This window comes from Xanthobacter flavus, assembly GCF_017875275.1.
In the GTDB taxonomy this organism is placed as follows: domain Bacteria; phylum Pseudomonadota; class Alphaproteobacteria; order Rhizobiales; family Xanthobacteraceae; genus Xanthobacter; species Xanthobacter flavus_A.
In genome coordinates, this window is sequence record NZ_JAGGML010000001.1 from 4,015,148 (window position 1) to 4,026,902 (window position 11,755).

Sequence of the window (11,755 nt, forward strand, 5' to 3'; positions counted from 1 at the left end):
AGGGCTTCGCCGGCGCCGCGACCCGACCTTTCGTCAGTTGTTCGGGGTCTTGTCGCCGCTGAGGATCTGCTCGGCATAGCGGCCGTCCACCACCGTGGCGAAATCCACCGGGCAGGGATAGAAGCCGGCCTTCACCAGCTTTTCGGTCGCCGCGATCTCCTTCTCGAAGCCGGGGCTGCCGGGGTTCACGGGAATGAGGGTCACGGCCTTCGCCCGCGCCGTGACGGGCGCGATGCGCGGATAGGGATCAGCGTACGTCGCCGCCGGCTTCGATCGATCCGAACTTGCCGCGGTAGTCCTGCGGGTTCACGCCCAATCGGCGGCGAAAGGCGCGCCTCATCCTCTCTTCGTCGACGAAGCCGCAGCGAACCGCGATCTCCTTGATGCTCTGCCGTGTCTCCTCGAGAGCGCGGCGGGCAGCCTCGATCCGCAACTCCTCCACCACCTTGGCCGGCGTGCGCCCCGTCCGCGCCACATAGAGCCGGGCGAAAGTGCGCGGGCTCATGGAAACGCGCTCGGCGAGGGTCTCGACCCGGAGGTCCTGGTCGAGGTGATCGCTGATCCAGCTGTGCAGGGCCTCGAAGCCGCCGTCATCGGCCTCCTGTAGGGCCAGCGGGACGCTGAACTGAGTCTGTCCTCCACCACGCTTCAAGAAGACGACCAGCCGCTTGGCCACCCTGATGGCCTCGGCTCGGCCGCGGTCGTCCTCGATCAGGGCGAGCGCCAGATCGATGCCCGCGGTCACGCCTGCGGAGGTCCAGACGGGACCGTCATGCTCGTAGATCGCATCGGCCGACACCATGAGATCCGGATAGCGATCCTGAAGGAGCCGGCAGGAACCCCAGTGCGTCACCACCCGCCGCCCCCCGAGTAACCCGGCCGCCGCAAGCACAAAAGTGCCTGTGCAGACGGAGCAGACCCGGCGGATGCCCCCGGCGCGTTCCGAGAGCCACGCCAGCAGGAGCGGCTCGCGTGCGGCGATATGCACCCCAGGCCCGCCCACGATCACCAACGTGTCCACCTCGCCCACACCCGCGAGCGGTTGGCTCATCAGCTCCAGGCCCGACGACGTGCGCACCAGCCCGCCTGCCACCGACGCCACCGTCAGGCGGTAGGGCGGCGCGGCGCCTTCGGAGGTCTCGCAGGACAGTTCAAACGCTGCCAGTGGACCGGAGAGGTCGAGCACCAGGGCATCGGGGAACACCACGAAGACGACATGTCGCTGCTGCAAGCCGCCCCCCATCCCGTTGCCGGTCGTTGGCAGGAAAGGTGGGTAGAATGTCGTTTCCGCCGCGCCCTGTCATGCCCAATCTCATGCCGCAGCATCGAGAGGGAACGACGTGAATAAAACAACGCTGGATATCGGACTTCTCTTTTTCCCCGGCATGACCCAATTGGATGTCACGGGACCGTTCGAAGTCTTCGCCCGCCTGCCCGGCGCCCGGATGCATCTGCTTTGGAAGTCCATCGAGCCGATCACGAGCGACGTGGGGCTCACTCTCATGCCGACGACCACTTTCGCGGACTGTCCGCAACTGGACGTGCTCTGCGTCGGTGGTGGTCCGGGGCAGATGGCGCTGATGGATAACGAGGAGGTGATGGCTTTCGTCGCCCAGGCGGGCGCGCGCGCGCGCTATGTAACGTCCGTGTGCGCCGGGTGTTTCATCCTCGCGGGTGCCGGGCTGCTCGATGGCTACAAGTCCGCGTGCCATTGGCTGTCGCGCGATCAGCTCGCGATCCTCGGCGCCATCCCGGTCAAGGAACGCATCGTGGTGGACCGCAACCGCATCTCCGGAGGCGGCGTCACGGCGGGGATCGACTTCGCCTTCCAGGTGGCGGCCGAGCTGTGCGGCGACGAGGTCGCGAAGCGCGTCCAGCTGATGCTGGAGTATGACCCGAAGCCACCCTTCGACATCACCGAGGACAACGCTCCGGCCGAGCTTATAGCCGAGGTCCGGTCCGCCGCCCGCCCGCTGCTCGAGGAGCGGCTTCGCTCCAGCCAGCGGGCGGTCGCGCGAATGCAGCACGGCACGGGCCCGCAGGGGGCTGATTCCGCCGCGCTTCCCTCCTGCAGCGGGGCATCGTGATGACCTTGCAACTGACCCGCATGGAGGAAGGCGGCCAGAGCATCTTCCGGTTCGAGGATCCCGACAGCGACCTGTCGGGGGTCATCGTGGTGGACTCGCTGGCGCTGGGGCCGGCGACCGGGGGCTGCCGCTTCTGGCACTATGACGACGAAGCCGCCATGCTCTCGGATGCCCGGCGCCTTGCCCGCGGCATGAGCTACAAGAACGCGATGGCAGGCCTGCCTTTGGGCGGCGGCAAGTCCGTCATCCGGCGGCCCGTTGGCGCCTTCGATCGAGCTGCGCTGTTCCGGGCATTCGGGCGGGTTCTGGACGAGATCGGAGGCGATTATCTGGCCGCCGAAGACGTGGGCACCACGCCGCGCGACATGGAAGTCGCGCGCTCGCAGACGCCTTTCGTCTTCGGGCTTCCGGCCGATGCGGACCAGGCCGGCGGCGATCCTTCGCCGTGGACCGCACTCGGCGTCTTTCTCAGCATCGCCCATGTGTGTGCACGGCGGGGCCGTCCGCTGTCGGAGAGTCGGATCGCGGTGCAGGGCCTCGGCAGCGTCGGTGCGGACCTCTGCCGCCGCCTGCATGACGCTGGCGCCTCGCTGGTGGTCGCCGACGTGCACCCGGAGGCGGCAGAGCGTCTGCGCGCGACGACCCCCGTGGAGGTGGTCTCGCCGGAGGAAATCCATGCGTCAGACGTCGACCTTTTCGCCCCCTGTGCGCTCGGTGCCGGGCTCAACGAGGTCACCATTCCGCAGCTGCGCGCGCGTCTCGTCGCTGGCGCCGCGAACAACCAGCTCGCCACCGAGGCGGATGCGGGCCGCCTGCACGAGCGGGGCATACTCTACGTGCCCGACTTCGTCGCCAATGCCGGAGGCATCATCAACGTGGCGGCAGAATACCTCGGGCACGACCGCGGTATGGTCCACGACGCCGTACACCGTACTCCCGGCCGCCTCGGGCAGGTGCTCGACCGGGCGGAGGCAAGCAGGACGTCGCCGGCGCTGGTCGCCGACGTCATGGCCCGGGAGCTGATCGTGCGGGCCGCCGGGGCCATGGCAGAAAACGAGGGAAAACGGCCGTTGTAGCCTTTCACCTCCAAGAGCAGGATTTGCAAAAGAACAGGCGAGGGCGAGCCACTCCGCGCGGCTGCGTCCGTCGCCCGCAATCAATCCAGGAAGCCGATACGGCTCGCAGGGGAATACTCGAAATGACGTACGATCAAGGCATGCAGAAACGCAGAAGTTGCTTGCGGGCGCTTTGGGTATCCGGTGTCGGCGCCATCATGGCTCTCGCGCTCGCGGCGACGCCCTCGGCGGCGGAGATATCCGAGGGCGTTGTCAAGATTGGCATCATCAATGACCAATCCGGTCCCTTGTCCGATCTCTCCGGCAAGGGATCGGTGGTGGCCGCCAGGCTTGCCGTGGAGGATTTCAAGAAACTCTCGCCCAACATCAAGGTGGAACTCCTCGTCGCCGATCACCAGAACAAGGCTGACGTGGGAGCCCAGATCGTGCGGCGCTGGTTCTCCGAAGGCGTCGACATGGTGGCCGACATCGGAAATTCGGCAGTTGCCCTGGCCATCCAGTCTCTCGGGCGAGAAAAGAACAAGCTGGTGATGTACTCCGCCGTGGGCACGGTGGAGATCACCGGAAAGCAGTGCGCTCCGACCGGGCTCGCATGGCTGCACGACAACTACAACCTGGTCGCCGGCCCCATCCGCAAGCTCGTCGGCCAGGGGCAGGACAAATGGTTCTTCATCGCTGCCGACTACGCCTTCGGGCGCAACATGGTGGCTGAGTCCGAACGGATGCTCGGCACCGTCGGCGGCAAGTCCGTCGGCTCGGTGTTCCACCCGCTTGGCAATGCGGATTATTCCTCCTTCCTCCTCCAGGCGCAAAGCTCGGGTGCCAAGGTCGTCGCCTTTGCCAACGCCGGAGAGCAACTCGTTTCTTCCATCAAGCAGTGGAACGAGTTCAACATGAATGCCGGCCCCCAGACGCCGGTCGCGCTGCTCATGTTCCTCACCGACATCCACGGCATGGGCCTGGAGATGGCGAAGGGGCTGACGGGCGTCACGGCCTGGTATTGGGACTTGAACGACAGCACCCGCGCCTTCGCCAAGCGTTTCTATGCCCTGCACGGCGCCATGCCGACGGCGCCGCAGGCCGCGGTCTATTCCGCCGTGTTCCACTATCTGAAGGCGGTCGCGGCCATCGAGTCGGATGACACGGATCGCGTTCTCGAAAAGATGCGCGCGACGCCGGTCGATGACTTCTACGCACCGGGTGCCAAGCTCAGGGCCGACAACAAGCTGATCCACGATTTCTATCTGGTTCAAGTGAAGGAGCCGAAAGAGCTGGAAAAGCCTTGGGCTTACTACAAGGTCCAGGAGACGATCTCCGCCGAAGTCGCCTATCGCCCCCTGAGCGAGAGCGACTGTCCGCTGGTTGCCGGCAAAGCGAAATAGGCTGAGCGCCACCCCTGCCCTGACCGGCGCGAACATGGTTGGGGCAGGACGGGGCTTATCGACGGGGGAGGCGGAGCGTCGTGCCGAGCAAAGCTTTCGATGTCATCATTTCCGGAGGGCGGGTGATCGATCCCGAGACCGGCCGCGACGAGGTCGCGGACGTCGGCATCAGGGGCGGCGGCATCGTGCGGATCGGGCGCATCCCGGAAGCGAACGGGACGCGCCTGATCGATGCGACCGGACGCGTCGTGTGCCCCGGCTTCATCGATCTCCACGCCCACGGCCAGTGCGTCGCCGCGGACTGGATGCAGGCATTCGATGGCGTGACGACGACGCTGGAGCTCGAGGTCGGCGTTCTTCCCGTCGGAACCTGGTACGAGCGGCAGGAGCAAGTCGGGCGGGTACTGAATTATGGTGCTTCGGCGAGCTGGATCTTCGCCCGCAAGCAGGTGATGGCCGGCATCGTGCCTGATCCGGGCCGGCATCCGATGGAAATGATGGGGGAGGGGGCCGATAATCGCGGCGGGTGGTCGAGCGACGTTGCGGGCGCGCGCGCGGTCGAGGAGATCTGCTCCGTCATCGAGGCCGGACTGCGGGAAGGGGGGATCGGCATCGGCATCGCCCACGGCTACGCCCCCGGCGCCGGGATCAAGGAGATGACGCGGGTCTGCGAGCTTGCCGCCCGCCATGCGGCTCCAACCTTCACGCACATCGCCAACATGGCCAACGCGGATCCGCTGAGTTCCGAAGATTCCTATGTCCGCATCGTCGGCCTGGCAGCCGCCACCGGCGCGCGCATGCACATCTGCCATCTCAACTCGACATCGCTGCACGACATCGCGCGGTGCCGGGCGCTGATCCAGCACGCACAGGCGTGCGGTCTCCCGGTCACGGTTGAGGCCTACCCCTACGGGACAGGCTCGACGGTAATTTCGGCGAGCTTCTTCGCGGCCTTGGATTTTCCGGATCGAACCGGGTCCGGATACAACAGCATCGAATTGATCCACAATGGCGCGCACTTGAAGGACAGGGCGGACCTTCTGTCGGCCCGGGAAGCGGACCCCGCCGCCTTGGTGGCATGGCATTTCCTTGATATCGAGAACGAACCGGCCTTTCAGGATCTACTAGATCTGTCGGTCCTCTACCCCGGCGGCATTATCGCCTCGGATGGAATGCCATGGGTGGAACCCGACGGCGCCATCTATCGCGGGGAGGAATGGCCGCTGCCGAAGCGCCTGTCGTCCCACCCGCGCTCAGCCGGAACCTTCACGAAGTTCATCGGCGAGTATTGGCGCGACCGTGGCAGGATCGCGCTCGTGGACGCGCTCGCCAAATGCACGGTGTTGCCGGCCCGCCTGATTGAAAGTTGCTTGCCCGGAATGAAGCGGAAGGGGCGCCTCCAGGAGGGGTGCGACGCGGATATCCTTGTGTTTGATCCCGCGACCATCGCCTCTCGGGCCAGCTTTTCCGACATGACGGCGCCGGCCGCAGGTGTCGACGCGTTGCTGGTGTGCGGGCGACCGGTCCTTCTGGGGGGCCGGCTTGACGCGCGCGCCCGGCCGGGGCGTCCGCTGCGTGCCCGAGGACCGGCGCATGCATGATGGCGAAGCCGCGCTTCCTGTTCCCGTCGTCATCATCGCAGGCGCGCTGGGGGCCGGAAAGACGAGCCTGATCAATGCTATGCTGGTCGGTGACGTGGATCTGCCCTTGGCCGTCATCGTCAATGACTTCGGCGCCATCGCCATCGACGAGGCCATCCTCTCCGCCACCGGCCTGCCGGTCTTCGCGCTGAAGAATGGATGCATCTGCTGCTCGCTGCAGGGCGACCTGCTGCGTACCCTTGCAGGGGTGCTGTCAGCCGGCCGGCCAATCGGTGCCATCGTGATCGAGGCGAGCGGCGTGTCCGACCCGCGCGGGATCATCGAAGCGCTGCATGATCCAGTCTTGCGGAGGGCGGTGCGGCTCGACGCCGTGGTGACGGTGGTGGACGTCGAGATGCATGATGTGGCCGACGACCTCTGGCAGGCCCAGGTCCGGGCCGCCGACATCATCGTTCTCGCCAAAGCCGGCGAGACGGCCGCCGTCGATGATCTGCGGGCGAGACTTGCGGGCAGGGGCAAGACGCTGGTCGTCGTTGCGGACGAGAGCGGGGGCATTCCGCTGGAGCTTCTCGTCGGCCAGCCCTTTCAGCGCGAGGGGGTGCCTCTCACCGAGGCCTCCTTGATCTCCGACGATCGCTTCGTCCATGTCGAGTGGACGTCGCCGCGTCCGCTGGCCCTCCCGCGGTTCAGGGCCATCATAGAGAACCTTGCGCCGCGTCTCGTGCGGGCCAAGGGGCTCATCCGCGTCGTCGAGCGGCCGGGCCAGACCTTCCTGTTCCAGCTCGTCGGCCGCCGCGCCAGCCTGCTGCCCTCGGATCTGCCCGTGGAGGGTGCGCGCCTGGTGCTGATTGGACGCGCAGGCAATCTTGACGCAGCAGGGGCAAAGGCCGAGCTCGAAGCGATGGTTCAAGAATAACATGATTGTCTGCGGCCTTCACGCGGCGGTTCTCAGGGAAGCAGCATGGCTGAAATTGCAGTTCTCGGTGCCGGCATGGTCGGCGTCGCCACGGCGCTGGCTCTGCAGGAGCGGGGACACGACTGTGTCGTCATCGATCGCGCGCGCCCCGGTTCGGAGACGAGCTACGGCAATGCGGGCATCATCCAGGCCGAAGCTGTCGAGCCGTACGCGCTGCCGACAAGTCCGCTGGCGCTCCTCGCGATGGCGGGCGGCGCCAGGAATGCCGTCAACCTGCACTGGCCGTCTTTGCCCGGGCAGGCGCCCGCGCTCTTCGGCTACTGGCGATCATCCCTGCCCGGTCCCTTGGGCCGGGTCATTCCGCTCTGGCGCCAGCTGGTGTCGGAGGCTGTGCCCCGACACGCCGCCCTCATCGAGGCGGCGGGCGCCGAGGAACTGATCCGTCGGGACGGCTATTGGGAGGTCCATGACACAGAGCCTGGCCTTGCTGCCGCCGTGCGCGAGGCCGAGCGAAAGGGGCGTGAGCATGGTGTCCCCTTCTCTGTCGCCGACCGGGCGGGGCTTGCCGCAGCCGAGCCTGCCTTGCGGCGCGCGCCGGCAGGGGCCGTTCACTGGACTGCGCCCTGGACCTGCCTTGCACCGGGAGGGCTGGTGGACGCCTACGCGCGGCTGTTCGAGGAGCGCGGCGGTCGGCTCGCCACTGGCGATGCACGGACCCTCCAGCGTGCCGGTGCCGGCTGGCAGGTCGCGGGAATGGACGTGAAGATCGTCGTCGTGGCACTCGGGCCCTGGTCGCCGGAGTTGCTCCGGCCGCTCGGCTATCGCGTGCCGATGGTGCGCAAGCGCGGCTATCATCGCCACTATGGCGGCACCCACCGCCTCACCCGGCCCATGCTGCTCGCGGACCACTCGGTGGTCCTGTCGCCGATGCGCGACGGCCTGCGCATCGCAACCGCCGCGGAGCTTTCCGCCGTGGAGCCGGCCGCCAGTCCACGCCAGCTCGCGCGGGGCGAGGCCGCAGCCCGGTCCTTCGTGGATCTGGGATTGCCCGTGGAAGCAACGCCCTGGTCCGGCACGCGCCCCTGCCTGCCGGGCCTGTTGCCGCTCGTCTGCCCGGCGAAGCGCCACGCCGGCCTGTGGTTCCACTTCGGCCACGGCCATCAGGGTTTCACCCTTGGGCCGGTAACGGCCGAGCGTCTGGCACGGTCCATCGACGGCGATGCGGCCGCGGTCGATGGTCTCGACCGCGGCGTGAACTAGCAATCGTTGGGCGCCTCAGGATGCGCGGGCCGCTGCCGCTTTGGCAAGGTCGAGCCGGCGCGCCTTGGCCACCTTCATCCTCTCTTGGAGCAGCGCCAGAACATCGGCCGGGGCCGTCTCTGGCGATCCCGCATTGAAGGGGGGCGCGGGATTGTATTCCAGGCGCAGCTGGATGGCTTCGGCGGTCCTGCGATCCACCAATTCGGAAATCACGGTCAGGCCGAGATCGATGCCGGCGGTGATGCCGCCGCCCGTGATGCGGTTTCCGTCAATGCACACCCGCTCGCGGCTCGCAGTCACGCCAAAGACGGGCAGGACATCGATGGCGCTCCAGTGAGTCGCGGCCTTGCGCCCCTCCAGCAGCCGGGCTGCGGCAAGCACCAGCGAGCCCGTGCAGACCGAGGTGACGAACTTGGCGCCGGCCGCCTGCGTGCGAAGGAAATTCAGCACCTCGTCGTCGCCCATCAGGTCATCGGTGCCGTAGCCGCCGGGAACACAGATGACGTCGAGTCGGGGACAATCAGCGAAGGTGGTGGTGGGCAGGATGGAGAGCACGGTGTCGCTCTGCACTGCCTCGATGCGCTTCCAGACCAGATGGACCTCGGCGCCGGGCAGGCTGGAGAACACCTGCAGGGGTCCGGTCATGTCGAGCTGCGTGATGCGGGGAAAGACGAGCAAGCCGAATTGCAGGGATGAGGACATTCTACGACCTTCGGGGTCCGATCTTGACCCGCCGAGCATGGCATGGTGCGATCATATGTAGAATGTCACGGTTCCCTCGTTTTCAGCCATGGCGATGATCGGCATCCTGATCTTCCCGGATTTCCAGCTTTTGGACGCTTCGGGTCCGGCATCGGTGTTCGAGATCGCGCGCCGCCTGGTTTCCACCGCACCGAACGTGCAGATGATCGCGGCACAGCCCGGGCCGGTCCGTAGCTCCTGTGGGGTTGAGGTGGTGGCCTCCAGCCTCACGTCGGCCAAGTCCATCACGACGCTTGTCGTCGCCGGCGGGCTGGGTGTCGAGGCCGCCATCGACTGCCGGACGACCCTGGCCTTCGTCCGCCGCAATGCCGCGCGCGGCGTGCGGGTGGCGAGCGTTTGCTCCGGCGCCTACGTCCTGGCGGCGGCGGGGCTGCTGGACGGTCGCAAGGCAACGACCCACTGGTGCCGCACGCAGGATTTCGTCTCTCGCTATCCGAAGGTGAGGCTTGATCCGGACCGCATCTTCCTGCGCGACGGCAACGTCTGGACCTCTGCCGGTATCACCGCCGGGATCGATCTCGCGCTGGCCATCGCGGCGGAGGAGCATGGGGATGCGGTTGCAAAGCACATCGCCTGCCAGCTGGTGCTCTACCATCGCCGCAGCGGGGGGCAGTCACAATTCTCCTCGCTTCTGGAACTGAAGACTCCGAATGGGCGGTTCGGCGCCCTGCTCACCTGGGTGCGGGAGCATCTGGACAAACCCCTTACCGTCGACATGCTCGCCGACCGGGCGGGGCTGAGCCCCCGCCATTTCGCGCGCATTTTCACCGCGGAGACCGGGACGACGCCCTCCAAGGCCATCGAGCGCTTGCGCCTGGAGGTCGCCCGAGAGCACGTACAGTCATCGTCGGAACCCATCGAACGTGTCGCTGAAGTGACCGGCTTTCGGGATCCGGAGCGCATGCGCCGCGCCTTCGTCCGCGCCTTCGGCCAAGCGCCACAATCACTGCGGCGCGCGGCTCGGACCATTTAGGCCGAGCTCAAACTCAACCCCGGGCTTGCATTGGCGTTCCAGATTCGGACGCCAGTGTCCCACCGCACTTCGGTTCCCGATGCACCTGTGGCCAATCGCTCATCCTGGGCACCGCCGCGCGTCCGTCCCCGCGGCGGCTCCAGGGGTTCGAACGCGACTATGGCTTGGCACTCGCGGCCATGGCGGTGCGGGCCTGCTCCACGAGATCGAGGCCGATCTTTTTGCTGTACTCTGTCACGACGGGTGCAACACGTTCGCTCATTGCTTTCAGCGCTTCGGGTGTCGGGCGGGTAATCTTGAAGCCCTTAGCCTGGAGCTCGACTTCCAGCTGTTCTGCCGCCTTGCGAGAAATATCCCGTTGGAAGGCGGCCGATTCCTTCGCGGCCTCCATGACCGCCGCCCGGTCCTTTTCTGAAAGACTGCCAAACCATTTGGGGCTGGCAAGAAGAACAAACGGCGTATAGACGTGCCCTGTCTTGGCCAGATGGCTCTGCACCTCATAGAATCTTGCGGTGTAGATCAGAGCGTATGGCGTCTCCTGAGCGTCTACAGCACGATTTTCGAGTGCACTGAACAGTTCTGGCCAGGGAAGAGGTGTCGGATTTGTTCCCAGCGCCGTCCAAGTCGCGATGAAGAGCGGGTTGGGTATGACGCGGATATTGAGCCCGGCCATATCTTGCACCGTGTTGACGGGGCGTTTTGCGTTGGTCATATGGCGGAAGCCATTGTCCCACCAGGCCAACCCGACAATGCCGGTCTTTTCCTTCAACTGTGCGAACAGCTTTTCGCCGACCGCGCCGTCCATGACGGCATCCGCCGCGGCAAAGTCCTTATAGAAAAACGGGAGGTCGAAGATCATGAACTGGGGGACGACGCCGACCAGATTTGGCGTAGGGCCAACCATGATGTCGATGAAACCCGCCTGAGCCGACGCCTGCATCTCGGGCTCGCTCCCGAGTAAGCCGTTGCCGAATGTTTCGATCTTGATGCGGCCATCGGTCTTCACTTCCACCAGCTTCGCAAAATAACGCGAAGCTTGTCCAACCGGATGATCATCGACAGGAACGTATCCCAGGCGGGGGTTCTGAGCCGCGGCTGGCGTGGCGGCCAGAAGAGATCCCAGAAGCGCTGCAGTAATAATCCGAGTTGTCATAGTTTTCCTCCCGATACTTTTTATTGGACCAAGGACCCAGCATCTGCCGTCAAGAAGGGGCCATGGCTGTCACTTTGTTATGTATATTCAGCCTGGTAGACAGGTGGCGCGCCATCTACGCTGAAGCAAAGATCTCGTGACCTATGGTGGCCTCCATTTGAAGATGACGCCGACGGTAGTTTGATCCTCGAATGTCTGGATTTACGATGGGCGTAATCTGAGGGGAAATTGCCCGAAGTCCGCCCGCGGCCAACGGAGGCAAGGCCCACAGCTCGCCCTCGAGCGTGCGAACCATAGGGAAATCACTCCAAGCATCCCTCGGACTCGATGCGAACCAATGATCGAGATGCTTGCCCACAATATGGACGGTATGTCCATTACGTTATTCTGGACAGACCTAGAATTGATTGTCAATGCTTCATCGCCGCTCTCGGGTCCTTGCGATCGGGTGTTTGTCAGCTTGATTCACATCGCAGCTCTCGTCAGTGGTCGGTGTAGAAAATCAATGCCCATCGCATGCGAACAATAATTCCTCAGGATTTTCT

The 11,755-nt window shown here is 65.5% G+C and carries 11 protein-coding genes; 7 read left to right on the plus strand and 4 right to left on the minus strand.

The features are described from left to right. Positions 1 to 33 precede the first annotated feature (33 nt). Both J2126_RS19035 and J2126_RS19040 read right to left on the minus strand, forming a co-directional pair. On the minus strand, positions 34 to 204 hold the full coding sequence (locus J2126_RS19035) for a hypothetical protein (protein WP_209488412.1): 171 nt from the start codon (positions 202 to 204) through the stop codon (positions 34 to 36). Positions 205 to 247: 43 nt separating this feature from the next. After that, positions 248 to 1,243, minus strand: a complete 996-nt coding sequence (locus J2126_RS19040; RefSeq protein ID WP_209488413.1) for a GlxA family transcriptional regulator — start codon at positions 1,241 to 1,243, stop codon at positions 248 to 250. 97 nt (positions 1,244 to 1,340) lie between these two features. Between J2126_RS19040 and J2126_RS19045 the strand changes: the two genes are divergently transcribed. The 6 genes from J2126_RS19045 to J2126_RS19070 all read left to right on the plus strand — a co-directional run bounded on the left by J2126_RS19045 (position 1,341) and on the right by J2126_RS19070 (position 8,322). Further along, positions 1,341 to 2,087, plus strand: coding sequence for a DJ-1/PfpI family protein (locus J2126_RS19045; RefSeq protein WP_209488415.1), 747 nt, complete (start codon positions 1,341 to 1,343; stop codon positions 2,085 to 2,087). After that, the gene (locus J2126_RS19050; protein WP_209488417.1) at positions 2,087 to 3,163 is read left to right on the plus strand and encodes a Glu/Leu/Phe/Val family dehydrogenase; all 1,077 of its coding nucleotides are present in this window, start codon (positions 2,087 to 2,089) and stop codon (positions 3,161 to 3,163) included. The genes J2126_RS19045 and J2126_RS19050 overlap by 1 nt, the downstream gene beginning before the upstream one ends. Before the next feature lie 23 nt (positions 3,164 to 3,186). Continuing rightward, a complete protein-coding gene (locus J2126_RS19055; RefSeq protein WP_245327483.1) occupies positions 3,187 to 4,545 on the plus strand; it encodes an ABC transporter substrate-binding protein in 1,359 nt (452 codons plus the stop codon). An 80-nt stretch (positions 4,546 to 4,625) separates the two neighbouring features. Continuing rightward, positions 4,626 to 6,146: an amidohydrolase family protein gene (locus J2126_RS19060; protein WP_209488418.1), complete on the plus strand. Its 1,521-nt coding sequence runs from the start codon at positions 4,626 to 4,628 to the stop codon at positions 6,144 to 6,146. Beyond that, positions 6,139 to 7,062, plus strand: coding sequence for a CobW family GTP-binding protein (locus J2126_RS19065; RefSeq protein ID WP_209488420.1), 924 nt, complete (start codon positions 6,139 to 6,141; stop codon positions 7,060 to 7,062). Before J2126_RS19060 ends, J2126_RS19065 begins: the two co-directional genes overlap by 8 nt. 45 nt (positions 7,063 to 7,107) lie before the next feature. Then, a complete protein-coding gene (locus J2126_RS19070) occupies positions 7,108 to 8,322 on the plus strand; it encodes an NAD(P)/FAD-dependent oxidoreductase (protein ID WP_209488422.1) in 1,215 nt (404 codons plus the stop codon). 15 nt (positions 8,323 to 8,337) lie between these two features. Here the strand turns inward: J2126_RS19070 and J2126_RS19075 are convergent, their stop codons facing one another. Further along, positions 8,338 to 9,024 (minus strand): DJ-1/PfpI family protein, encoded by a 687-nt coding sequence (locus J2126_RS19075; protein ID WP_209488424.1) that lies wholly within the window; start codon positions 9,022 to 9,024, stop codon positions 8,338 to 8,340. A gap of 94 nt (positions 9,025 to 9,118) precedes the next feature. Here J2126_RS19075 and J2126_RS19080 point away from each other — a divergent pair, with 94 nt between their 5' ends. Next, positions 9,119 to 10,057, plus strand: a complete 939-nt coding sequence (locus J2126_RS19080) for a GlxA family transcriptional regulator (protein WP_209490350.1) — start codon at positions 9,119 to 9,121, stop codon at positions 10,055 to 10,057. A gap of 157 nt (positions 10,058 to 10,214) precedes the next feature. On the opposite strand, the gene J2126_RS19085 is transcribed toward J2126_RS19080, so the two are convergent. Next, positions 10,215 to 11,210: a TRAP transporter substrate-binding protein gene (locus J2126_RS19085; RefSeq protein WP_209488425.1), complete on the minus strand. Its 996-nt coding sequence runs from the start codon at positions 11,208 to 11,210 to the stop codon at positions 10,215 to 10,217. Between the last annotated feature and the right edge of the window lie 545 nt (positions 11,211 to 11,755).